The organism is Nonomuraea fuscirosea, from assembly GCF_003001935.1.
Taxonomy (GTDB): domain Bacteria; phylum Actinomycetota; class Actinomycetes; order Streptosporangiales; family Streptosporangiaceae; genus Nonomuraea; species Nonomuraea fuscirosea.
Genome location: NZ_PVNG01000004.1, coordinates 489,952 through 511,840, shown reverse-complemented (window position 1 = coordinate 511,840; position 21,889 = coordinate 489,952). Strand labels below are relative to the sequence as shown.

23 protein-coding genes are annotated in these 21,889 nt (G+C 72.8%); 11 read left to right on the top strand and 12 right to left on the bottom strand.

Features of this window, described 5'->3' with window-relative positions; genetic code table 11:
* Positions 1–18 precede the first annotated feature (18 nt).
* On the bottom strand, positions 19–417 hold the full coding sequence (locus B0I32_RS12515) for a VOC family protein (RefSeq protein ID WP_106238013.1): 399 nt from the start codon (positions 415–417) through the stop codon (positions 19–21).
* A gap of 93 nt (positions 418–510) precedes the next feature.
* On the opposite strand from B0I32_RS12515, the gene B0I32_RS12510 reads away from it, so the two are divergent.
* Entirely contained in the window at positions 511–1,668 is a 1,158-nt protein-coding gene (locus B0I32_RS12510; RefSeq protein WP_106238010.1) for a helix-turn-helix transcriptional regulator, read from the top strand.
* Here the strand turns inward: B0I32_RS12510 and B0I32_RS12505 are convergent.
* From B0I32_RS12505 to B0I32_RS12495, 3 genes are all read right to left on the bottom strand, one after another.
* Entirely contained in the window at positions 1,658–2,695 is a 1,038-nt protein-coding gene (locus B0I32_RS12505) for an LLM class flavin-dependent oxidoreductase (RefSeq protein WP_106238008.1), read from the bottom strand. The two genes, B0I32_RS12510 and B0I32_RS12505, sit on opposite strands and share 11 nt — an antisense overlap.
* Positions 2,696–2,722: 27 nt before the next feature.
* The gene (locus B0I32_RS12500) at positions 2,723–3,751 is read right to left on the bottom strand and encodes an ArsR/SmtB family transcription factor (RefSeq protein ID WP_106238006.1); all 1,029 of its coding nucleotides are present in this window, start codon (positions 3,749–3,751) and stop codon (positions 2,723–2,725) included.
* A 75-nt stretch (positions 3,752–3,826) separates the two neighbouring features.
* Entirely contained in the window at positions 3,827–4,228 is a 402-nt protein-coding gene (locus B0I32_RS12495) for a peptidase inhibitor family I36 protein (protein WP_146178134.1), read from the bottom strand.
* A 248-nt stretch (positions 4,229–4,476) separates the two neighbouring features.
* Between B0I32_RS12495 and B0I32_RS12490 the strand changes: the two genes are divergently transcribed.
* Positions 4,477–6,405 carry an AfsR/SARP family transcriptional regulator gene (locus tag B0I32_RS12490; RefSeq protein WP_181307301.1) on the top strand — a complete coding sequence of 643 codons (1,929 nt, stop codon included), beginning with the start codon at positions 4,477–4,479 and terminating at the stop codon, positions 6,403–6,405.
* On the opposite strand, the gene B0I32_RS12485 is transcribed toward B0I32_RS12490, so the two are convergent.
* Together B0I32_RS12485 and B0I32_RS12480 are read right to left on the bottom strand one after the other, a co-directional pair.
* The gene (locus B0I32_RS12485; protein WP_106238312.1) at positions 6,383–7,051 is read right to left on the bottom strand and encodes a nitroreductase; all 669 of its coding nucleotides are present in this window, start codon (positions 7,049–7,051) and stop codon (positions 6,383–6,385) included. The genes B0I32_RS12490 and B0I32_RS12485 overlap by 23 nt on opposite strands.
* Positions 7,052–7,125: 74 nt before the next feature.
* On the bottom strand, positions 7,126–7,602 hold the full coding sequence (locus B0I32_RS12480; protein WP_106237999.1) for a MarR family winged helix-turn-helix transcriptional regulator: 477 nt from the start codon (positions 7,600–7,602) through the stop codon (positions 7,126–7,128).
* A gap of 136 nt (positions 7,603–7,738) precedes the next feature.
* On the opposite strand from B0I32_RS12480, the gene B0I32_RS12475 reads away from it, so the two are divergent.
* Positions 7,739–8,743 carry a hypothetical protein gene (locus B0I32_RS12475; RefSeq protein WP_106238309.1) on the top strand — a complete coding sequence of 335 codons (1,005 nt, stop codon included), beginning with the start codon at positions 7,739–7,741 and terminating at the stop codon, positions 8,741–8,743.
* A 109-nt stretch (positions 8,744–8,852) separates the two neighbouring features.
* A complete protein-coding gene (locus B0I32_RS12470; RefSeq protein ID WP_106237997.1) occupies positions 8,853–10,001 on the top strand; it encodes a macrolide family glycosyltransferase in 1,149 nt (382 codons plus the stop codon).
* 86 nt (positions 10,002–10,087) lie between these two features.
* Here B0I32_RS12470 and hutC read toward each other — a convergent pair whose 3' ends face one another.
* A complete protein-coding gene (hutC, locus tag B0I32_RS12465) occupies positions 10,088–10,849 on the bottom strand; it encodes a histidine utilization transcriptional repressor HutC (protein WP_106237995.1) in 762 nt (253 codons plus the stop codon).
* 189 nt (positions 10,850–11,038) lie between these two features.
* On the opposite strand from hutC, the gene B0I32_RS12460 reads away from it, so the two are divergent.
* Positions 11,039–12,466, top strand: a complete 1,428-nt coding sequence (locus B0I32_RS12460; protein WP_106237992.1) for a purine-cytosine permease family protein — start codon at positions 11,039–11,041, stop codon at positions 12,464–12,466.
* Positions 12,467–12,484: 18 nt separating this feature from the next.
* A complete protein-coding gene (gene hutU / locus B0I32_RS12455) occupies positions 12,485–14,140 on the top strand; it encodes a urocanate hydratase (protein WP_106237991.1) in 1,656 nt (551 codons plus the stop codon).
* Positions 14,141–14,214: 74 nt separating this feature from the next.
* On the opposite strand, the gene B0I32_RS12450 is transcribed toward hutU, so the two are convergent.
* Together B0I32_RS12450 and B0I32_RS12445 are read right to left on the bottom strand one after the other, a co-directional pair.
* Positions 14,215–14,769, bottom strand: a complete 555-nt coding sequence (locus B0I32_RS12450) for an ArsR/SmtB family transcription factor (protein WP_219911746.1) — start codon at positions 14,767–14,769, stop codon at positions 14,215–14,217.
* Between the two features lie 75 nt (positions 14,770–14,844).
* Positions 14,845–15,219 carry a sensory rhodopsin transducer gene (locus B0I32_RS12445; protein ID WP_106237989.1) on the bottom strand — a complete coding sequence of 125 codons (375 nt, stop codon included), beginning with the start codon at positions 15,217–15,219 and terminating at the stop codon, positions 14,845–14,847.
* A gap of 216 nt (positions 15,220–15,435) precedes the next feature.
* Here B0I32_RS12445 and B0I32_RS12440 point away from each other — a divergent pair, with 216 nt between their 5' ends.
* A complete protein-coding gene (locus B0I32_RS12440; protein WP_106237987.1) occupies positions 15,436–15,642 on the top strand; it encodes a hypothetical protein in 207 nt (68 codons plus the stop codon).
* A complete protein-coding gene (locus B0I32_RS12435; RefSeq protein ID WP_219911745.1) occupies positions 15,639–16,781 on the top strand; it encodes a radical SAM protein in 1,143 nt (380 codons plus the stop codon). The genes B0I32_RS12440 and B0I32_RS12435 overlap by 4 nt, the downstream gene beginning before the upstream one ends.
* Here B0I32_RS12435 and B0I32_RS12430 read toward each other — a convergent pair.
* Positions 16,703–17,431, bottom strand: a complete 729-nt coding sequence (locus tag B0I32_RS12430; RefSeq protein ID WP_106237985.1) for a VOC family protein — start codon at positions 17,429–17,431, stop codon at positions 16,703–16,705. The genes B0I32_RS12435 and B0I32_RS12430 overlap by 79 nt on opposite strands.
* 184 nt (positions 17,432–17,615) lie before the next feature.
* On the opposite strand from B0I32_RS12430, the gene B0I32_RS12425 reads away from it, so the two are divergent.
* Positions 17,616–18,215, top strand: coding sequence for a histidine phosphatase family protein (locus tag B0I32_RS12425; protein WP_106237983.1), 600 nt, complete (start codon positions 17,616–17,618; stop codon positions 18,213–18,215).
* A gap of 63 nt (positions 18,216–18,278) precedes the next feature.
* On the opposite strand, the gene B0I32_RS12420 is transcribed toward B0I32_RS12425, so the two are convergent.
* On the bottom strand, positions 18,279–19,298 hold the full coding sequence (locus B0I32_RS12420) for an NADPH:quinone reductase (protein WP_245955775.1): 1,020 nt from the start codon (positions 19,296–19,298) through the stop codon (positions 18,279–18,281).
* A 166-nt stretch (positions 19,299–19,464) separates the two neighbouring features.
* Positions 19,465–19,845, bottom strand: a complete 381-nt coding sequence (locus B0I32_RS12415; protein WP_106237981.1) for a winged helix-turn-helix transcriptional regulator — start codon at positions 19,843–19,845, stop codon at positions 19,465–19,467.
* 155 nt (positions 19,846–20,000) lie between these two features.
* Here B0I32_RS12415 and B0I32_RS12410 point away from each other — a divergent pair, with 155 nt between their 5' ends.
* The gene (locus B0I32_RS12410) at positions 20,001–21,023 is read left to right on the top strand and encodes a quinone oxidoreductase family protein (RefSeq protein ID WP_245955774.1); all 1,023 of its coding nucleotides are present in this window, start codon (positions 20,001–20,003) and stop codon (positions 21,021–21,023) included.
* Positions 21,024–21,103: 80 nt separating this feature from the next.
* Entirely contained in the window at positions 21,104–21,868 is a 765-nt protein-coding gene (locus B0I32_RS12405; RefSeq protein ID WP_106237978.1) for an SDR family NAD(P)-dependent oxidoreductase, read from the top strand.
* The last annotated feature ends 21 nt before the right edge of the window (positions 21,869–21,889 follow it).

The following is a 21,889-nucleotide window of genomic DNA, read 5'->3' as shown; positions in this document are numbered from 1 at the left end:
GCGGGTCAACGGGCTGGGTCAGCGGGCGAACCGTTCGACGGCCTCGGGGGTGACGGGGGTGAAGAAGTTCACCAGGTTGCCATCGGGGTCGCGGAACAGCAGCGCCCGGTTGCCCCAGGGCATCGTGGTGGGCTCGTTGACGAAGTCCGCCACGAACTCGGTCAGGTTCTGGTAGACGCCGTCCACGTCGTCGACCAGGAACTCGACGATGACGCTGCGGTTGGCCGCCGGCTCCGCCGAGCCGGGCGCGAACAGCGGGACGGTGCGGGTGCTGCCGATGGCGAGGGTGGCCGAGGCGGTGCGCAGCTCGGCGAAGTCGTCGTTGGCCCAGCTCGCCTGCACCCCGGTGGCGCGCTCGTAGAAGCCGACGAGGCGGGCGACGTCGCCGGTGATGATGCGGATCGAGACGAAGTTCACGGGTGGTTCTCCCTGGTCGTTCCTGAGGTACGACCGCACGCTACGCCGGATACCGGGCGAAACCCGCCCGGTATCTGCGGCAGACTTTCCGTTATGGCCCGACCCACCGCTCGCGTGCTCACCCTGCTGGAGCTCCTGCAGTCGGGTGGCCTGCGGACCGTGACCGAACTCGCCGACCGGCTCGGCGTGGACGAGCGCACGGTACGGCGGTACGCCGGCCACCTCATCGACCTCGACGTGCCCGTGGAGTCGGTGCGCGGCCGCTACGGCGGCTACCGGCTCGGCCCCGGTTACCGCCTGCCACCGCTCATGCTGAGTGACGACGAGGCGCTCGCGGTGCTGCTCGGCCTGGTCGCGGGGCGCAGGACCGGTCTGCTGACGGCCGCGGGCACGGCGAGCGAGACGGCCGCGGCGAAGATCAGGCGGGTGCTGCCCGAGCGGCTCGGCCGCCGGCTCGACGCCGTGCTCGGCTCCCTCGCCTTCACCGCCCCTGCCGGTGAGCCGGCTAGTGAGCCGACCGATGAGCCGAGCGTCCCGGAGACGGCGGTGCTGCTCGCGATCGCCGACGCGGTGAGCCACCACCGGCCGGTCTCGATCCGGTACACCGACGCCGGCGGGCGGCGCAGCGAGCGCACGCTGCACCCGTACGGGCTCGTCGCGCATGCGGGCCGGTGGTACGTGACGGGCGCCGATCCGGCGATCGGCGAGGACCGGACGTTCCGGCTGGACCGCATCGCCGGCGCCCGGACCCTGCCCGGCTCGTTCCACCCGCCTGCAGGGCCCGGCCCGGCCGAACGGGTCCTGACCGGGCTCGCCACCGCCCCGTACCGGCACGAGGTGACGCTCCGGGTCCAGGGCAGCGCCGAGCAGATCCGCACCCGGCTCCCCGCCGGCATCGCGATCGTGACGGAACCACCATCGGAGCACGACCCCGAGTCGCCGCCGGAGAGCGCCGCGGAATGGCCGCCGGGGCGTACCGCTGAGTCGCCACCGGTGAGCGGCGCGGGATCATCGTCCGTGAGCGGCGCGGGTCAGGACGTCATGCGCTGGTCCCGCGTCGAGTTGCGGGCCGAACGGCTCGACTGGCTGCCCGCCGTACTCGCCTCGATGGACCTCCCGTTCCTCATCGAACGGCCGGACGAGCTGCGCGACCTCGTCGTGGCGTTCGCCGACCGGCTCGCCCGGTCGGCCCGGCGAAGCCCGCCCGCCGGGGAAGGCGACGACGGGGGCGAAGAAGGGGTCAGGCGTTGAGTTCGGCCAGCCAGCCGAGCTGTTCGACGCGGTCCTCGACGGTGGGCGCGTTCAGTCCGACGATCACCCGGGTCGCGCCCGCCTTGCGGTAGGACTCCAGCCGCTCGCGCACCCGCGCGGGCGTCCCGCACAGGGCGAGGGCGTCCACCAGGTCGTCGGGCACCTCCTCCATCGCCTCACCGAGATCGCCGTCGAAGTACGCGTCCCGCACCCGCGCCGCCGCCGGGCCGAAACCGAGCCGGTGGGCGAGCCGGTTGTAGAAGTTGACCCCCCGGGTGCCCATGCCGCCCAGGTAGAGCGCCAGCATCGGCCGGATCAGGTCGCGCGCGTAGTCGGCGTCGTCGTCCACCATGGCCATGACCATCGGCGAGACCTCCACCTGGGCCGCGTCGCGCCCGGCCAGGGCCGCCCCAGCCCGCAGGTGTTCCATGGTCTCGGCCACGTGCTCGGGCGGGAAGTGGATCGGCAGCCAGCCGTCGGCGATCTCCCCGGCCAGCGCCACCGCCTTCGGCCCCATGGCCGCCAGGTGGACGGGCAGCGGCCTGCGTACGGGTGCGACCGTCATGCTCAGCGCCTTGCCGCGGCTGTCGGGCAGCGGCAGCACGATCTCGGGGCCGTCGTGCTCGACCGGCCGGCCGTCCAGCGCCGTCCGCACCACGGCCACGTAGTCGCGCAGGTGGGCCAGCGGCCGCTCGTACCGCTGACCGTGCCACCCCTCGGCCACCTGCGGCCCCGAGGCGCCCAGCCCGAGCAGGAACCGTCCGCCGGACACCCGGTCGATGGTGGTGGCGGCCATCGCCGCCGAGATCGCCGTGCGGCCCGTCACCTGGATCACGCCGGTGCCCAGCCCGATCCGCTCGGTGCCGGCCGCCAGCCACGCCAGCGTGGTCGCCGGATCGACCCCGTAGCCCTCAGAGGCCCACACCGAGTCGTATCCGAGCCGCTCCGCCTCGCGTGTCAGCGTCAGCTGGGCTTCATGGGTGGCCGCCACGGGGCCGAGGGTGCCAAGGCTGAATCCGAGCCGCACTGCCGCCTCCTCATGATCCGTTTTGCCCTACTCTCCCGCAGAAGCCGCACCGGCACCAGGGCCGGGGGCGGCCGGCCGGATCAGGGCGGCGCCGAGGCCGGTGGCCCGGTGGATGACCATGTTGGCGTGGCGGGTGCTGGTGATCAGGCCGGCCCGGTGCAGGACCTGGGCGTGCGCGCTGGCCGAGGACAGCGAGGTGCCGGTGCGCCGGGAGAGTTCGCTGGTGGTGCAGCCGGGGGTGGCGGCGATGTGGCACAGGACGCGGGCGCGGGTCGCGCCGAGCAGGTCCGACAGGGCCTGGCCCGGGTCGGGCTCCGGGGTACGCCGCGGCACCGGGTAGATCAGGACGGGCGGCAGGCCGGGGTCCGCCAGCGCCACGGGGGTGTAGCGGCAGAAGTAGGAGGGGATGAGGGTCAGGCCCCTGCCGCGCAGCGGGATCTCGTAGCGGCCCGCGGCGTAGTCCACCTCCAGGACCGGGGGCCGCCACCGCGTACACGGCGGCAGGGCGGCGAGCATGGCCTCCACGCCCTGGTCGGTGAGCAGGCGGGCGAGCCGGGCGCGTTCGCGTCCGAGGGCGTGCTCCATCGTGGTGCGGTGCGGCGTCAGGACGGCCCGGCCGTAGTGGCCGGCCAGGCGGGCCAGGCCGGTGATGGCGCGCCGGTCGCCGCGGGCCAGGTCGTCGAGGGTGCCGGGCAGGACGGTGTGCCGGCGCAGCTGGTCCACCTCGCGCCGGACCCGTGCGGCGGGGGTGGCGGCCAGCGCGTCGAGGCCGGCCTCCACTCCCGACTGGGCCTCGTGCGGGGTGAGGAAGTCGGGCCAGTACGCCTTGATCGGCATCAGCGGCGCCAGTGTGCGCCGGACGGGCCGCAGCAGCCCGGCGGCGGCCAGGTCCGCGCGGGCCCGGCGGCGCCAGGCGGTCAGGTCGGGTCCGCCGCCGGGCTGCCGCAGCACGTGCAGGCTCATCACCGTCTCCCACGGCTCGTCGACACGCGTGGCGACGCGTACGCGGGCCAGATCCTCACCGGTGAAGACGATACGCAGAATTCCGCCGGGCATGCCCCCATGCTGGCCCGGGCCGATCATCAGGCGATCAACACCCGGTGGACACGCACCCGCACCGCGAGCAACTCGCTACCTGTTGAACCATTTATGCGACTTGATACAGATATGGCCCTTGCCGGCGTCCTCCGTGGGGTTGGTCCAGGCCTCCTGCTGGCCCCACAGCAGGGCCCAATGGGCGCCGCCGCAGGTGACGAGATGGACGTCGTCCAGGTTGCCCTTGCGGCCGTTGTTCCACAGCGACTTCACCTTGTGGCTGAACGAGCACGGCCGTCCTCCGCCCGCCCAGTTGGCGTCGTTCCCCTCCCAATTGCACCGTTTTCCCGACCCGCTTACGCCGCTGTAGGCGCAGATGCTGCCCTTGGGGCAGTCCCCCAGCCAGTCCTGCGCCGACGCGACGCCCGCGTTCCCGGTGAGACAGAACGCCGCCATGAGGGTGACCGCGCCGGCGGACACCGCCCGTCTGATTCCCAAGATCCGCTCCCCTTCTCTCTCCGTCGGACACCCAGTACACAGAGCCGGGGTGCGGCGTGTCGCCGTGTTCCGGCCAGGGACGGAACACCGACGTCACCGGCCTGAAGCGGCGTGACCGGCGGCCGGGAGGGCGCGCAATGTCCGGGCAATGCCCGCCCCATGCCCTCGATCACGCGTTCCGGCCCGGCGCACACTACGGAGGTGCCGGAAGCGGCCGAAGGCGGAGACGAGAGCGAGGAGCGAGGCCGGTGACCACTGTGCGGTTCTCGGTGCTGGGTCCCCTGACTGCGGTCCAGGACGGGACTCCTGTCCCTGTCACGGTCGGCAAACTACGTGTCCTGCTCGCCACCCTCCTGCTGCGCCCCAACGAGGTCGTTCCGGCCGACCTGCTCGCCGAGCGCCTGTGGGGCCGCCGGGCTCCGGTCAACCCGCGCAAGGTCCTGCGTACGTACGTCGTACGGCTGCGCCAGACCCTGGACCTGAGGGACGTGATCGTCACCATGCCGGACGGCTACCTCGTCCGGCTGCGGACCGACCAGCTCGACCTGCTCCGCTTCCGCGCCCTGCTCCATGAGGCCGGCCAGGCCGGGGACCCGCTGACGGAGCGGCGGCTCCTGCACGAGGCGCTGGCCCTGTGGCGCGGCCCCGTGGGCGCCGGCGTCGCCTCGGAGACGCTCCAGCAGATCGACGTCCCGCCCCTCGCCGAGCTGCACGTGCACACCCTCGAACGCCGCATCGAGCTGGACGCCGGCCTCGGCGAGCACGCCTCGCTCGTCGCCGAACTGCAGGCCCTGACCACCGAGCATCCCTTCAGGGAGCGGCTCTGGGCCCAGCTCATGACCGCCCTTTACCGCACCGGCCGGCAGGCCGAGGCGCTGGAGACCTACCGGACCGTCTTCCGGCTGCTGCAGGACGAGCTCGGCATCGCCCCCAACGCCGAGCTGCGCCGCCTGCACCAGGCCATGCTCGCCCAGTCACCGGTGGTCGCCCGGGACGACCTGAGCGATCCGCCCCCGCCCGTCCCGCCCAGACAGCTCCCGGCCGGCGTGCCGGCGTTCGTCGGACGCGCGGACGAACTGACCGCCCTCACCGCCGGGAGGGATGCCGCCACGGTCATGGGTGACGCCGCAGCGACGGGTGTCGCGGCGATCACCGGTGCCGCCGCGGTGACTGGTGACGCCGCGGTGACGGTCAGCGTGATCGACGGCATGCCGGGCGTCGGCAAGACCGCCCTGGCCGTGCGCGCCGCACACCTGCTGGCCCCGCACCACCCCGGCGGCCAGCTGTTCCTGAATCTGCGCGCCCACAGCCAGGACGACCCACCGCTCGACCCCGCCGACGCTCTCGACCGCCTGCTGCGCGCCCTGGGCCTGCCCGGCGAGCACGTCCCCGAGCGGCTGGACGACCGCGCCGGGCTCTACCGCAGCCTGCTGGCCGAGCGACGGGTCCTGGTCGTCCTGGACGACGCCGCCAGCGAGGCCCAGGTCCGGCCGCTGCTGCCGGGCGGCGGCGGCTGCCACGTGCTGATCACCAGCCGGCGCCGCCTGTCCGGCCTGGACGTCACCCACGCCCTGTCGCTGGACCCGCTGCCCGCCGCCGACGCGATCACCCTGTTCGCCCGCACGGCCGGCGCTGGCCGGGTGGCCGGCTCGCCCCGGCACCTCCTGGCCGCCGTGGTCGAGCACTGCGGCCGGCTGCCCCTGGCCATCAGGGTGACGGCCGCGCGCCTGCGCTCCCACCCGACCTGGCGCCTCACCCACCTGCTCGACCGCCTCGGCGACCCCCGCCAGCCGTTGCGCGCCGGGCAGCGCAGCGTCACGGCGGCCCTCGACCTGTCCTACCGGAACCTCGACGAGCCGCAGCGGCAGGCGTACCGGCTGCTCGGCCTGAATCCCGCCGCCGACCACGCCGTCGGCGCCGCCGCCGCGCTCATGGACGCCCACCCCGTCAGGACCGAACGGCTGCTGGAGCAGCTGCTCGACGCGCACCTCATCGAGGAGCCCGCACCCGGCCACTACCGCTTCCACCATCTCGTCCGGGCGCACGCCACGCAGGCGGCGGCGACCGTGAACGCGAGCGAGCGCCGGGCCGCCCTGGCCCGCCTGCTCGCCCACCACGCCCGCCTGGCCTCGGAGGGCACGCAGGCGGACGGCGCTATCGGCTTCCGACGAACGTGACCGTCTCGTCGAGCGGCGCCCGGCCCGTGCGGATGTACTGCTCCGCGGCGTCCTGGGAGCCGATCGACATGCCGCAGAACAGGATGAGCTCCTCCGGCGGCCGCAGGATCTCCGCGACCGTCTTCCGGTAGACCGACCACGCCATCTGCGGGCAGCTGTGCAGCCCTTCGGCGCGCAGCAGCAGCATGACGGTCTGCAGGTACATGCCGAGGTCGGACCACTGCGGCCGGCCGAGGTCGCGGTCGACGTAGCAGAAGAGGGCGGCGGGCGCGCCGAAGCACTGCCAGTTGCCCGAGGCGGCGCGCTGGCGCGCCTCCCAGTCCTCGCGGGTGACGCCGAGCGCGCTGTAGCGCTCCCGGCCGAAGGCGGCCCGGCGCTCCTGGTACGGGGACTTCAGCGTGGCCGGATACATCTCGTACTCGCGCTCGTCCCACGGCTCGCCGGCGGCCAGCCGCGCGCCGGCCCGCCGCTTGATCTCGGCCAGCGGCTCGCCGGTCACCACGTAGACGTGCCAGGGCTGCAGGTTCGACCCGGACGGCGCCCAGGCCGCGGCGGACAGCACCCGCTGCAGCACCTCTCTCGAAACAGGCCGTCCGGTGAACCCGCGCACAGCCCGCCGGCTGGTGACGGCCTCGTAGACGTCCATGATCACCATCTCCCCCGCACTTCCGTGACGGTATGCACTGTTTATCGGGGGGACGGGCGGCGGATCCTTCCTGCCTACCCGTCCGCGGGATAGGCGAACCTGGTCAGCAGATCCCGCAACTGCTCGGCCTCTCCGGGCCCGAGGCCCGCGACCAGGCGCCCGGCCATCGGCTCCGCCGCGACGTGCGCCGCGTCGAACAGCTCGACGCCGCTCGGCGTGATCTCCACCGCGCGCACCCGCCGGTCCCCCGGCACGGCCTTGCGCACGGCCAGCCCCTTGCGTTCCAGGTCGTCCACGACCCGCATGATCCCGGCCTTGTCCGACCCCGTCGCCACCGCCAGGTCCCGCTGCACCGTCGGCCCCCGGTCGGACAGCACGATCAGCACGGCGAAGTGGCGCAGCTCGATGCCGAGCGGCCGCAGCGCCTCCGTCATCACCGCGGCCGCCCGCCAGTGGGCCTGGCGCAGCAGCAGGCCGAGGGCGAAGGGCGAGGCGTCACCCGGCCGGTCGGTCGCCCGCGGCGGTGCCGCGGAAGGTAGGTCGGCGCTCATGAACCCACCTTATCAGCATCCTTTCACTCGATACGGTATCGAATGAAACAATTTTCCGTCATCACGAGGCCAAGCCTGCGGCAGGGACGCGTGTCATCGGGCTGCCCCGGTGGTCCCGCGCCTAGCGTGGGTGCGCATGGACGACCGGATCAGCCGCCGATGGGAGGCCTTCAAGGAGTCGCCGTTCCTGCCCGCGACCGTGATCGTGCTGATCCTCTCCGCCGGCGCCGGGCTCTTCGCCGGTTCCTACACCTACGCCATGGCCAACCCGACCCCGCACCGCGTACCGGTCGCCGTGGTCGGGGTCAGCCATCAGACCGTGCGCGGCAAGGCCTTCGCCGCCGGCCTGGAGCGGGCGCTCGACGCCTCCCTCGCCCTGTCCTTCGAACGCTCCTACGAGCAGGCCTGGGAGGCGGTCGAGGAGCAGCGCGTCTTCGCGATCATCGTGGTGCGCGGCGACGACGTCACGCTGAACGTGTCGAGCGCGTCGGGCGCGTCGGTGGCGCTGCTGCTCACCGAGGCGGCGCCGAAGGTCGCGCCCCGGGTCGGCGTCCGGCTGACGGTGCGCGACATCAACCCGCTGCAGCGGGGCGACCCGCGCGGGCTGGCGCTGTTCTACATCACGCTCGCGGCGGTCGTCATCGGGTTCATCGGAGCCGTCCAGCTCCACGCCAACGCCGCGGGACTGTCGGCGTGGCAGCAGATCGCCTTCACGGTGGCGTACGCGGCGCTCGGCGCGCTGTCCATCGTGGCCGTCGTGGACTGGGGGCTCGGCGCGCTGAACCTGCCGCTGCCGGAGTCGTGGTTCATCCTGGCGCTGACCATGTTCGCCTCGGGGATGGTGTTCGCCATGTTCCACACCCTCGTCGGGCGCTGGGCGATGGTGCCCACCTGGGGGCTGATGGTGCTGCTCGGCAACCCGTCCTCGGGCGGGGCGGTGTCCTGGCCGCTGCTGCCGTCGCCGCTGGGGGCCATCGGGCGCTGGCTGCCCCCGGGAGCCTCGGTCAACGCCCAGCACACCGCGGTCTACTTCGGCGGCCATCAGCGGGTGCTGCCGTACCTGGTGCTGGCCGCCTGGGGGCTGGTGGGGTGCGCCGTCTTCCTGATCCGGCGCTCGCGCGCCCCGGAGGACCCCGCATGACGCGGCGGCCGGCGTTTCGCGTGATCGTCCGCGCTGGTGCAGCATGGACGTTTCACCTTGAGTACTGAAATGAGTGATCTGCGTGCCGCGTCGTCGTGCCCATATCTCGATGGTCGGGATCCCCGCCATCAGCCACGTCCTGCCCAGCTTGGAGATCATCCGCGAACTGGTGGCCCGCGGCCACCGGGTGACCTACGCCAACGACGCGGCGGTCGCGGAGCTGATCACCGGGACCGGGGCCGAGCTGGTCACCTGCACCTCCACCCTGCCGGTGGCGGACAACCTCTGGCCCGACGACCCGATCGCCGCGATGAGCCTGTTCCTGGACAACGCCGTCCAGGCCCTGCCGCAGTTGCGCGCCGCCTACGACGACGATCCCGCGGACCTCTACCTGTACGACATCGCCGGCTACGCCGCCCGCGCCCTCGCCGAGCGGCAGGGTCGCCCGCTGCTGCAGTTGTCCCCGACGTTCGTGGCCTGGAAGGGGTACGAGCAGGACGTGGCCGCGCAGTTGTGGGAGCTGCCGGGCGCCGGCGACTACCGGAAGAGGTTCGCGGACTGGCTGGCCGGCTGCGGGGCGACCACCCTCGACGTGGACGCCTTCTCCGGCCGACCCGAGCGCGCCCTGGCCCTGATCTCCCGGGCGATGCAGCCGTACGCGGACCAGGTCGACACCAGTACGGTGACGTTCGTCGGCCCCTGCTTCGACCTGTCGGGCGAGGGGAACTCCTGGACCCGCCCGGCGGACGCCGGCAAGGTGCTGCTGATCTCGCTGGGCTCGGCGTACACGCGCCGGCCGGAGTTCTACCGCCGGTGCCTGGCGGCCTTCGGCGACCTGCCCGGCTGGCACGTCGTGCTGCAGATCGGGAAATACACCGACGCGGGCGACCTGGGCGACATCCCGGCCAACGTCGAGGTGCACCCCTGGGTGCCGCAGCGGGCGATCCTGGAGCAGGCCGACGCCTTCGTCACCCACGCCGGGATGGGCGGGTGCGGCGAAGGGCTGCTGGCGGGCGTGCCGATGATCGCCGTTCCGCAGGGCGCCGAGCAGTTCACGAACGCCGACCGGCTGGTGGAGCTGGGCATCGCCCACCGGATCGACACCGAGGACGCCACGGCCGAGCGGCTGCGGACCGCGCTGATCGAGCTGACCACCGACCCGGAGGTCGCCCGCCGCTCGGCCCGGCTGCGGGCCGAAGCACAGGCCGAGGGCGGCACCGCGCGCGCCGCGGACCTCATCGAGGCCATGCTGCCCTGACCGCCCGGCCGCCCGGAGCCGGCGGCTGCGGGCCCCGGGCGGCGGGAAATGCGGCCGGCGCAGTGGAGCAGCCGGCCGGCGGGTGCTCAGTCGGTGCCGAAGGTGCCTTCGAGGCGGTGGCGGGAGCCCGGATGGAGAAGGCGGGCCGAGCTCACCAGCACGTCGCCGGACCAGGTGCGGCGGCGGACGAGCAGGCACGGCTCGTGGCGGCCGATGCGCAGCAGCCGGCGCTCGGCGGCGTCGGCGAGCACCGCCTCGACGATGTGCTCGCCACGGGTGAGCGGCGCCACCTCGTTCAGGTAGGCGTGCGGGGTCTGCCGGGTGAAGTCGCGCTCCAGGTAGTGGGGCGCGCCGGCCGGGTTGACCAGGCGATCCTCCAGCTGGATGGGGGTGTCGTCCTCGAAGTGCACGATGAGCGTGCGGAACACGGTCGGCCCCGCCGCCGCCCGGAGCTCGGGATCGGCCGCGCCCGACGGCTCCTCGCGTGCGTAGACGACCTCGGTGCGGTGCCGGTGGCCGTGCCGCCGTACGTCGTCGGCGATGTTCCTGACCTGGAGCAGGGCCGAGGCGGCCTTGGGCGCGGCGACGAACGTGCCCACCCCCGCCCGCCGCACGACGAGGCCCTCGTGGGTCAGCTCGCGCAGCGCCCGGTTGATCGTCATGCGGGACAGGCCGAGCGCGCCGACGAGCTGGTGCTCCGACGGGAGCTGCTGGCCGTGGGCCCACCGCCCGGACCGCACGCCGGTCGCGATGAGCGTCTTGACCCGTTCGTACGCGGGCGCGGAGGCGGGGCCGACCTGCTGGAACTGGGCGGCGAGTTCGGACTCGACCACCGTGATGGGCACCATGGCCTGGCGATCCTCAGGGCTCGGGGGACGGCGGGACGGGCTCGGGGACGGCGGGACGGAGGAGCTCTCCTGGCCGATGGCCGGAAGTTTATCTTCCTCCGCAGGGTAGCGAGCTGTATATACAGGACTGTACATTTCCCCCATCCCCTGTATCCCCCAGGGCGCGAGAAGCGCGAGAGGCGGACCGCCATGCAGCACGACCATCCCCCGGGCGCGGCCCCCGCCGTGGAGCGCCGGACGATCGACGTGATCCCCGACGCCGAACGGCACGGCACGCCACGCAGCCAGTTCACCCTCTGGTTCGGCGCCAACATGCAGATCACCGCGATCGTGGACGGCGCGCTCGCCGTCGTCTTCGGCGCCGACGCCCTCTGGGCGATCGTCGCGCTGCTCATCGGCAACGTGCTGGGCGGCGTGGTGATGGCGCTGCACTCCGCCCAGGGCCCGCGGCTCGGCCTGCCCCAGATGATCTCCAGCCGGGCGCAGTTCGGCGTGTTCGGCGCGGTCGTGCCGCTCGTCCTCGTCGTGCTGATGTACCTGGGCTTCGCCGCGACCGGCAGCGTGCTGGCCGGCCAGGCGCTCGGGCGAATCCTGCACGTGCCCGCGACCGCCGGCATCCTGCTCTTCGGCGCGCTGACGGTGATCGTCGCGGTGACCGGCTACCGGCTCATCCACACCGTCGGCAGGATCGCGACCGTGGTCGGCGTGTGCGGCCTCGGCTACCTGCTGATCGCCGTGTTCACCACGTACGACGTGGGCGCGGTCGTCGGCGTCAAGCCGTTCGAGGCGCCGACGTTCCTGCTGGCCGTGGGGCTCGGGGCGGCCTGGCAGCTGACGTTCGGCCCCTACGTCGCCGACTACTCGCGCTACCTGCCGCGCAGCACCCCCGAGTCGGCCACGTTCTGGAGCACGTTCGCGGGCAGCGTGATCGGCTCGCAGTGGGCGATGACGCTGGGCGCGCTGATCGCGGCCGTCTCCGGCGACGCGTTCGTCGGAGACCAGGTCGGTTTCGTCGGCGAGCTGGCCGGGCCCGCGGCCGTCGCGCTGCTCATCTACCTCGTGATCGTGGTCGGCAAGCTGACCGTCAACACGCTCAACGCCTACGGCGGCTTCATGTGCCTGCTGACGACCGTGACCGCGTTCAACGGCCGCTCACGGATCTCGCCGGTGGCCCGCGCGCTCTACATCGTCGCCTTCACCGCCGTGTCGGTCGCGGTGGCGATCATGGCCAGCGCCGACTTCCTGAACAACTTCAAGAACTTCGTGCTGGTGCTGCTCATGGTGTTCACGCCGTGGAGCGCCATCAACCTCACCGACTACTACCGGATCTCCAAGGAGCGGGTGGACATCCCCGCCCTGTACGACCCGTCCGGCCGCTACGGCCGCTGGAACGTGCCCGCGCTGGTCTGCTACGCCTTCGGCGTGCTGATCCAGATCCCGTTCCTGGCCCAGAAGCTCTACACGGGGCCCGTCACCGAGCTGCTCGGCGGCGCCGACATCTCGTGGATCGTCGGGCTGGTGGCGACCGCCGCGCTCTACTACCCCTGGGCCAGGCGCACCGCCAACCCGCCCGCCGAGATGATCTACCCCTCCGCCGAGGCCGCACCGGCCCGCTGACGAAAGGAACCGAACATCATGGAAGGCGCACGCCCGGTCCGGGCCGCCCGCGGCAGCACGCTGACGGCTCTCGGCTGGCAGCAGGAGGCCGCGCTGCGGATGCTGCAGAACAACCTCGACCCCGAGGTGGCCGAGCATCCCGACGAGCTGGTGGTCTACGGCGGCACCGGACGCGCCGCCCGCGACTGGCGCTCGTTCGACGCGATCGAGCGCACGCTGCGCACGCTCAAGGCGGACGAGACGATGCTGGTGCAGTCGGGCCGGCCGGTCGGCGTCATGACCACCCACGAGTGGGCGCCGCGCGTGCTGATCGCCAACTCCAACCTGGTCGGCGACTGGGCCAACTGGGAGGAGTTCCGGCGCCTCGAGGCCGCGGGGCTGACCATGTACGGCCAGATGACGGCCGGTTCGTGGATCTACATCGGCACGCAGGGCATCCTCCAGGGCACGTACGAGACGTTCGCCGCGGTCGCGGCCAAGAGGTTCGGCGGCTCGCTGGCCGGGACGATCACGCTCACCGCCGGGCTCGGCGGGATGGGCGGCGCCCAGCCGCTGGCCGTCACCATGAACGGCGGCGTGGTGATCTGCGTCGAGTGCGACCCGTCCCGCATCCAGCGCCGCCTCGACCACGGCTACCTCGACGTGCGAGCCGACGACCTGGCGCACGCGCTGCGGCTGGCCACCGAGGCGAGGGACGCCCGGCGCCCGCTGTCGATCGGCCTGCTCGGCAACGCCGCCGAGGTGCTGCCGCGCATGCTCGCCGAAGGCGCCCCGATCGACGTCGTCACCGACCAGACCAGCGCCCACGACCCGCTCGCGTACCTGCCCGCCGGGATGGCGTTCGACGACATGACCTTCGAGCGCGACAAGGACCCGGCCGGTTTCACCGAGCGGGCCCGCGCGTCGATGGCGCGGCACGTCGAGGCCATGGTCGGGTTCATGGACGCGGGGGCGGAGGTGTTCGACTACGGCAACTCCATCAGGGGCGAGGCCCAGCTGGCGGGGTACGGGCGCGCCTTCGCCTTCCCCGGGTTCGTGCCCGCGTACATCAGGCCGCTGTTCTGCGAGGGCAAGGGCCCGTTCCGGTGGGCGGCCCTGTCGGGTGATCCGGCCGACATCGCCGCCACCGACCGAGCGATCCTGGAGCTGTTCCCCGGCAACGAGCAGCTGGCCCGCTGGATCCGCCTGGCCGGCGAGAAGGTGCACTTCCAGGGCCTGCCCGCGCGGATCTGCTGGCTCGGCTACGGCGAACGCGACCGGGCCGGCGAGCGGTTCAACGACATGGTGGCGAGCGGTGAGCTGCGGGCTCCGATCGTCATCGGCCGCGACCACCTGGACTGCGGGTCGGTGGCCTCGCCGTACCGGGAGACCGAGGGCATGCTGGACGGCTCGGACGCGATCGCCGACTGGCCGCTGCTCAACGCGATGGTGAACGTGGCCTCGGGGGCCTCCTGGGTGTCGATCCACCACGGCGGCGGGGTCGGCATCGGCCGCTCGATCCACGCCGGCCAGGTGACCGTGGCCGACGGCACCGCGCTGGCCGGGGAGAAGATCCGCCGGGTGCTCACCAACGACCCGGGCATGGGCGTCATCCGGCACGTGGACGCCGGCTACGACCACGCCGCCGAGGTCGCCCAGGACACCGGCGTACGCGTCCCGATGCGAGAGTCATGACGTCAGACTCCCTGAGGACCCGGCCGGTGTAGCGGGGGCGCGGCGCCTCTTACGCCGCACCCGGCAGCTCGTCGTCAGGAGCCGCGGGGGTCGGGGAAGCCCATCCAGCGCAGCAGGATCATCCGGGCGCCCTCGGGCGCGCTGTCGCGGTCGGAGCCGAAGCGGCGCACCAGCTTCAGGTACTCCTCGTGGAACTCCTTGAGCCGCTCCTTGGTCATGAAGGTGCTGGAGCGCGAGCCCTGCTGCCAGTCGCTGTCCTCGTCCCGGTCGCGGACGAAGGCCGACAGCAGGCGCAGGTCCTCGGCGAGCCGCGAATCACCCAGCCGCACGGCGAGGTCCTGCTCGGCGTCGGTCATGTCCGCGCGGGCCGGCAGCCGCCGGTCGGCCTTGACCACCTCCCACCAGCGTTCCCGCCCCTTGGCCCGCTCGCGCAGCTCGGTCACGAAGCCGGTGTCGGCGAGCAGCCGCAGGTGGTAGCTGGTGGTCCCGGTGTTCTGACCCATGGCCTTGGCCAGCGTGGTCGAGGTGGCCGGGCCGTGGTTGGCCAGCTGGCGCAGGATCTCCCGCCGCAGCGGGCTGGCCAGCGCCTTCATCGCCGCAGGCGTGTGCATGACCGGGTCGGTGGACATCCGCCCAGCCTAGTGGCGTGCCGAAACCCTTGTGCAGAGAAGATGCTGCAGAATGCCCTCGGCCCGCGGGCGCGGTCAGGCCGCCGACTGCTGTGCCGACTGCTGTGCCGGCTGCCGTGTCGGCTGCTGTGCCGGCTGCTGTGCCGTCTCCGGGGCGTCCCGGTCCGCCGGGTGCGGCTGGACGAGGACGGGGGCGTCCGACACGACCACGACCGAGTGCGGCAGCTCCCGCACGGGACCGCCGGCACCGACCAGGTCGGCCAGGACGGAGGAGCGGGTGCGCTGCGGCGGGATGACCAGCCGGATCGGCCCCAGCGGCTGCCCGCCCTCCGCGCAGAGCGTCAGCTCGACCCGGGCGATCCCCGCGCTGACGTTGAGCAGGCTGAGCTGGTCGCCGGGCATGCATCCGTCGACGATCGTCATCTTCCAGTCTCCCGCCATGGTGCTCATCCGTGACTCCCGTCTGCCGCTGCGCCGGCCGTCCCGCTACCCCGGCCGGGCGGGATCTATCCAGGAGCGCCGATTTGGCGGTGGCTTTGCTATCGCCGGAGACCCCTTCGGGTACGTGCTCGGCGAAGCCGCAGGCAACCACCATCGGACCACGCACACCCGGCCGTCCCCGCAGCCGTCGCGCAGGACCGGCGGGGAACGACACAGGAGTGCACGATGGCCGATGAATCAGCCGTGCCCGTCCGGGCGAAGGACGTGAGCGTCGACGACGAGGGCCGGGTCACGATCGCCGATCCGGAGATCGCCCGGGCGTTGCAGGCCCTGGCCGGTGACGCGGAGCTGACGCCGCATCCGGGACATCCGGGTCATGTCGCCAACAACTGCTTCGGCGGCAACTGCTCGATGGGCTGCGCGCCCAAGTGAGCGCGGGCGAGCCGGCGGGCGTCTCCGCGTTCGATCGGGAGATGGCCGCGTCGTTCCGCAGCGACCGGCTCCATCTCATCCTCTTCCCCACCGAGCAGTGCAACTTCCGGTGCACGTACTGTTACGAGGACTTCGCCATCGGAAGGATGCGTCCCGAGGTCGTCGAGGGCGTGAAGAACCTCATCGACCGGCGCCGCGACGACCTGGCGCACCTGCAGATCTCGTGGTTCGGCGGGGAGCCGATGCTGGCGCGGCCGATCGTCGAGGACGTGGCCGCGCACGCGAGCGAGGCCCGGCGGCGCAGGCCCGGCCTCGGTTACGACAGCGACATGACCACGAACGGCTACCTGCTCGACGACCCGGCCGCGCGCCGCCTGGCCGAGCTGGGCATCCGCAGGTTCCAGGTGTCACTGGACGGGCCCGCCCAGCACCACGACCACACGCGGGTACGGGCCGACGGCCAGGGTACGTTCGAGCGCATCTGGCGGAACCTGTCGTCGATCCGCGACGGTTCGGCGGACGTGCGGGTGCTGCTGCGGGTCCACCTCACTCCGGGCAACCTGGTGGTGATGCCGGAGTTCCTCACCCGGGTGCGGGACACGTTCCTCGGCGATCCCCGGTTCCTGGTGTTCCTCAAGCGGGTGGTGCGGCTCGGCGGCCCCGGCGACGCGTCCATGGAGGTGCTCGACGCCGAGGACGCGAGGATCGCCGCGCTGGAGGAGATCATCCGGACGGACGGGCGGGGTGCGAGCCTGTTCCAGCCGGAGGAGGTGTGCTACGCCGCCCGCGCGAACTCGCTGATGGTCCGGGCGGACGGGCGGCTCGGCAAGTGCACCGTGGGGCTGTCGGAGCCGGCCAACACCGTCGGCCGGCTGCTGCCCGACGGCTCGCTCAAGGTGGACAACCCACGCCTGCGCCAGTGGCTGCAGGGGTGGGAGTCGCGCGACCCCGAGCTGACCGCCTGCCCATACGAGGCGTTCACCCGGCAGGGCACCGGTCCCCGGGGCCCGGATCTGCTCCAGCTGACGGAACGGCCCGGCGGGCCGCCGCGTCCGGCCGGTCAGGCCGGCGGGCGGTCGTACAGGCAGAACTCGTTGCCGTCGGGGTCGGCCATGACCACCCAGGCGACGTCGCCCTGACCGATGTCCACGCGGGTCGCCCCGAGGGCGACGAGCCGGTCGGCCTCGGCCTGAAGGTCCTGGCCGGGGGCGGGGACGAGGTCGAAGTGCAGCCGGTTCTTGCCGTGCTTCGGGTTCACCGGCGGGCCGCCCCAGGTGATCTTGGGGCCGCCGTGCGGTGAGCGGATCGCGGTCTCCTCGTCCTGGTCCCAGACCAGCGGCCAGCCCAGCGCCTCGCTCCAGAAGTAGCCGACCCGCTGCGTGCCGTCGCTCGCGAGCGCCCCGACGTAGCCGCAGTCGGCGAGGAACTGGTTGTCCGGGCCGATGACGCAGAACTCGTTGCCCTCGGGGTCGGCCAGCACCACGTGGTCCTCGTCGGGGCGCTGCCCGACGTCGATGTGCCGGCCGCCGAGGTCGAGCGCCCTCGCTATCTTCCGCTCCTGATCCTCCAGGGACGTGCTGGTCAGGTCGAAGTGCATCTGGTTCTGGCCGAGCTTCTTCTCCTCGGACGGCACGAACCGGATCCGGAACCCGGTGTCGTCGGCCGGCAGCAGCGTGATGCCGTCGTGCGGGTCGGCGGCCGCCTCCCAGCCCAGCATTCCGGCCCAGAAGCGGGCGAGATCCTCATGGTCGTTCGCGTCGAAGCAGAGTGCGACGAGCTCAGCAGTCATCCCGGATCTCCCATCCGCCGGTCACGGCCCTCCTGACACGGGGACCGAGGCCACGCTAGCCCGCGCGGCGACGGCGACGCCAACGCTTTTCGGGCGCGCTCATCGGCCGCGCTCATCCGCCGCTATGACGGCGATTCCGGACTGATGACGGCGATTCCGGACTTCTGCTATCAATGACGCAATCATGACCCGTTACCTGTATCTCACCCGCCACGGCGAGGCCACGCCGGACGAGAGCGGTCTCACCGAGAACGGCCGCCGCCAGGCCACGCTGCTCGGCGAGCGGCTGCGCGACGTCCCCCTCGCCGCCGTCCACCACGGCCCGCTGCCCCGGGCCGCGGAGACCGCCGCGCTGATCGGGAAGCAGCTGCCGGACGTGCCGCTGCGGCTTTCCGAGGCCGCCGGGGACTACGTCCCGTACCGTCCCGGCGCGGACGAGTTGCCGCCGGAGCACGCCGGCCGTTACCTGGCCTTCCTGGAGCAGTTCCCCGCCGACGGGGGCGACGAGCTCGCCGCGCGGGCCATGGACGCGTTCACCGGCCCGGTGGCGGAGGGGACCGGGCACGAGCTGGTCGTGACGCACAACTTCCTGATCGGCTGGCTCGTCCGTGCCGCGCTCGACGCGCCGGAGTGGCGCTGGCTCGGCCTCAACCACGCCAACGCCGCCCTGACCGTCATCCGCTACAGCCCCGACCGCCCCGCCTCCGTCCTGTACTACAACGACATGGGCCACCTGCCGGCCGACCTCCGCTGGACCGGCTTCCCACCGGACCAGCGGGTCTAGGCCCTTCGTCCCGACCCGGCCGGGCACGGCCCGGCCACCCGTCCGACGCCACCGCCGGCCTTGTCACGGCAGGACGACGACACGTCCCCTGACCCGGTCGGGGCGGTGGTCCTCCAGGAGGCGGTGGGCCTCGGCGGCGTCGGACAGCGGCAGCCTCGCCCCGATCCGGACCCGGAGCCGCCCTTCGGCGAGCAGGGCGTTGATCGTCGTCGCGGCCGACCGGAGGTCGGCGATCGAGGCGTTGCTGATGGCGAAGCCGCGGATGCTCAGGTCACGCGGGTAGAGGTCGCCCGCCGGCAGCACCGGCCGCGAGCGCAGCCCCGCCATGACGAGGACGCGCCCGCCCTGGACCAGCAGCGGCAGCGTGCTTTCGAGGTCGTTGACGCCGGAGTTGTCCCAGACGAGGTCCACGCCGTCCGGGGCCGCGTCCCTCACCCGTTCGGCCAGGTGCGGATCGCGGTAGTCGACGACGGCGCTCGCGCCGAGGGCCAGGCACCATTCGGCGTCCCGCGCGGACGCGGTGGCGACGACTTTCGCGCCCGCGGCCACGGCGACCTGGACGACGGCGCTGCCGACACCGCCGGCGGCCCCGTTGACGAGGACGGTCCGGCCGGCCCGGAGCCCGCCCTCGCGGAACAGCCCGACGCAGGCGGTCGCGGCGGTGTGCAGGGTGCTCACGGCGAGGTCCGGCGGCACGTCGGGCGGCAGCCGGTACAGCCTGTCGGCGGGCACCACCGCGTACTGGGCGAACGACCCCTGCCGGCCGTCGTGGCCGAGGCTGTTGCACCACACCCGCTCCCCCGCACGGAACCCCGCGACTCCGGCGCCGTGTGCGGCGACCGTGCCGACCAGGTCACGGCCGATGACGAACGGGAACGGGGTGTGGGTGCGATAGGCGCCCGAGCGGACGAACGTGTCGACCTGGTTGACGGCCAGCGCTTCCGTGCGGACGAGCACGTCGGTCGGGCCCGGCGCCGGGACCGGCAGCTCACCGATCGTGATCCGGTCGGCCGGGCCGAGGCCGGTGATGTACGCGGCCGTCATGACCGCGGGGACGTTCTCCATCCGGTCGTTCCTGTCCACGAGCTCCCCCCGCGAAACCGCGGGGACATGCCGATCAGCGCCCAGGGATACCCGCCAGAATCCATCCCGCGCCGGGCCCGATGTCCGGCGGGTTCGCGATGGCGGTCCCGTAGTGGTCCACCTTCCCGTTCGGGGCCTGCGGACAACCCGTCCGGGTCGCCTCGGGTCACCGGGCGTCGAAGGCGGTTCTGGAGTCCAGAATGCCGGTGGCGTTGCGCTCCGCCCAGCCGGCCAGGGCGCGGACGACTTCGAGCAGGCTGCTTCCGCGCGGGGTGAGCGCGTAGTCGACCCTCGGGGGCTTGGTGTCGTGGACGGTCCGCGTCACCAGGCCGTCCCGCTCCAGTCCGCGCAGGGTCGCGCTGAGCATGCGTTGCGTGATGGGGGCGCTCATGCGGCGCAGCTCGTTGAAGCGCAGGGTGGTGTCGCCGAGCTGGCAGATGACGATCACCGACCACTTGTCGCCGATGCGTTCGAGCACGCCGCGGATCAGGTCGCGGCCTTCTTCGCACAGGCCGTCGTCAGCCAGGATCGGGAGCGGTTCCGCCATGGCCCCCAGTATACGGACGGTACCTGGTTCCGTTCCGGAACGGTTCTCCCGGTGATACCTGCGCACTTGAAAGTGCTCTCTTGTCGCTTTTGCCCCTTAGTGCGAGGGTACGAATGTCGTACCAGGTAACTAAAGAGAACCGTATGGGAGCTGCGATGATGCGAGCCATCGGCCTTTTCGAGTTCGGCGGGCCGGACGTGCTTCGGGTCATGGATCTGCCGGATCCGCACGCCGGGCCCGGCGAGGTCCGGGTGCGGGTGCACGCGGCGGCCGTCAACCCATCGGACACGCTGCTGCGCTCCGGCGCGAACGCTCACGTGCTCGCCGGCGTGCCGGGCCCGTACGTGCCCGGGATGGACATCGCCGGCGTGATCGACGAGATCGGCCCGGGAACCGAGACCGGTCTCGCCGTGGGCGAGCCGGTGATGGCGATGGTGATCCCGATCGGCCAGGCCGCCGGCGGCTACGCCGAGCACGTCGTGCTGCCGGCCGGCTGGGTCGTCCCCGCGCCCGCCGGCCTGGACCACGTGGCGGCGGCGACCCTGCCGATGAACGGGCTCACCGCCCTGCTGGCCCTCGACCAGCTGGCCCTCGCTCCTGGCTCGGTGCTGGCGGTGATCGGGGCCGCCGGGGCTCTCGGCGGGTACCTGGTGCAACTCGGCGGACACGCGGGCCTGACGGTCCTCGCCGACGCCGCCCCCGCCGACGAGGCCCTGGTCCGCGAGCTGGGCGCGACGAACGTCGTCCCTCGCGACCGGAGCAGAACAGACGCCGCTGCTCGCGACCTGCCCGCAACGGACCCCGCCCCAGGGCGATCGGGCGTTGCCGCTCGTATTCGGGCGCTGTATCCGGACGGCGTGGACGCCCTCGCCGATACCGCGCTCGTCGGGACTGGTCTGCTCGACGCCGTCCGCGACGGCGGGACCTACGCCCGTTTCCGTGACGAGAAGCTGCCCGGCGGCCAGGTGTCGAACGTCGGCGGCCGGGTCACGGTGCTGACGCCGTTCGTCCCGGAATACGCGGGCCGGACGGACAAACTGCGCCAGATCCGCGACCTCGCCGAGCAGGGCGTGCTCACTCCGCGCGTCGCGGCCACCCTCCCGGCGAGCGAGGCGGCCGAAGCACACCGGCGACTCGAAGCCGGCGGCGTCCGCGGCCGCATCGTCCTCACCTTCTGAACCCCGATCCCGGTCATCGCGCTCATCTTCTGAGCCCGAGCCTGGCCATTGACGTCACCCGACAACACTGAGGAGTCATCGTGTCCACGCGTTTCACCGACAAGGTCATCCTGATCACCGGCGCCACCTCCGGCATGGGCCGCGCCGCTGCCGAGCGGCTCGCTGATGAGGGGGCCAAGGTCGTCCTGGCCGCCCGTGGCAAGGAAGCGGGAGAGGCGCTGGTGGCCGGCCTTCGGCTCGCCGGGCGGGAGGCCACCTTCGTCCCCACCGACGTACGCGAGGAAGGGCAGGTGGCGGAGCTGGTCCGGCAGACGGTCGAACGGTACGGCCGGCTCGACGGCGTGTTCAACAACGTCGGGGCCGCCACGGCGGCAGGGGCGGTGACCGAGATCGACGGCGACGCCTGGCAGGGGGACCTCGCGCTCAACCTCAACAGCGTCTTCTTCGGCCTGAAGCACCAGATCCCGGCGCTGGGTGCGAGCGGCGGGGGCGCGATCGTGAACAACGCCTCCATCCTGGGCGTGACCGGGCAGGCGGGCATGGCCTCCTACAGCGCCGCCAAGCACGGCGTCATCGGTCTCACCCGTTCGGCGGCGCTCGACGCGGCCCCGGCCGGCGTACGGGTCAACGCCCTGGTCACCGGCGGCGTCGACACGCCGCTGCTGCGGGCGGGCATGGGCCCGACGCCGGAGGAGTCGATGCGGATCGCCGCCGCGATGCACCCGATCGGGCGGGTCGGCCGGCCGGAGGAGGTCGCGGCGTTCGTGGCGTTCCTGCTCAGTGACGAGGCCGGCTTCATCACCGGCGCCGCCCTCGCGATCGACGGCGGCATCACCGCCGCCTGACCACCCCACCGTTCAGGCCGC

Bases quoted from the DNA above. Each gene is read 5' to 3' on its own strand.
- B0I32_RS12485 (WP_106238312.1), bottom strand. From the start codon at position 7,051: ATGGACGTCTACGAGGCCGTCACCAGCCGGCGGGCTGTGCGCGGGTTC.
- B0I32_RS12415 (WP_106237981.1), bottom strand. From the start codon at position 19,845: ATGGCGGAACCGCTCCCGATCCTGGCTGACGACGGCCTGTGCGAAGAA.
- B0I32_RS12470 (WP_106237997.1), top strand. From the start codon at position 8,853: ATGGTCGGGATCCCCGCCATCAGCCACGTCCTGCCCAGCTTGGAGATC.
- B0I32_RS12425 (WP_106237983.1), top strand. From the start codon at position 17,616: ATGACCCGTTACCTGTATCTCACCCGCCACGGCGAGGCCACGCCGGAC.
- B0I32_RS12445 (WP_106237989.1), bottom strand. From the start codon at position 15,219: ATGAGCACCATGGCGGGAGACTGGAAGATGACGATCGTCGACGGATGC.
- B0I32_RS12450 (WP_219911746.1), bottom strand. From the start codon at position 14,769: ATGTCCACCGACCCGGTCATGCACACGCCTGCGGCGATGAAGGCGCTG.
- B0I32_RS12460 (WP_106237992.1), top strand. From the start codon at position 11,039: ATGCAGCACGACCATCCCCCGGGCGCGGCCCCCGCCGTGGAGCGCCGG.
- hutU (WP_106237991.1), top strand. From the start codon at position 12,485: ATGGAAGGCGCACGCCCGGTCCGGGCCGCCCGCGGCAGCACGCTGACG.
- B0I32_RS12410 (WP_245955774.1), top strand. From the start codon at position 20,001: ATGATGCGAGCCATCGGCCTTTTCGAGTTCGGCGGGCCGGACGTGCTT.
- B0I32_RS12440 (WP_106237987.1), top strand. From the start codon at position 15,436: ATGGCCGATGAATCAGCCGTGCCCGTCCGGGCGAAGGACGTGAGCGTC.
- B0I32_RS12510 (WP_106238010.1), top strand. From the start codon at position 511: ATGGCCCGACCCACCGCTCGCGTGCTCACCCTGCTGGAGCTCCTGCAG.
- hutC (WP_106237995.1), bottom strand. From the start codon at position 10,849: ATGGTGCCCATCACGGTGGTCGAGTCCGAACTCGCCGCCCAGTTCCAG.
- B0I32_RS12480 (WP_106237999.1), bottom strand. From the start codon at position 7,602: ATGAGCGCCGACCTACCTTCCGCGGCACCGCCGCGGGCGACCGACCGG.
- B0I32_RS12430 (WP_106237985.1), bottom strand. From the start codon at position 17,431: ATGACTGCTGAGCTCGTCGCACTCTGCTTCGACGCGAACGACCATGAG.
- B0I32_RS12500 (WP_106238006.1), bottom strand. From the start codon at position 3,751: ATGCCCGGCGGAATTCTGCGTATCGTCTTCACCGGTGAGGATCTGGCC.
- B0I32_RS12475 (WP_106238309.1), top strand. From the start codon at position 7,739: ATGGACGACCGGATCAGCCGCCGATGGGAGGCCTTCAAGGAGTCGCCG.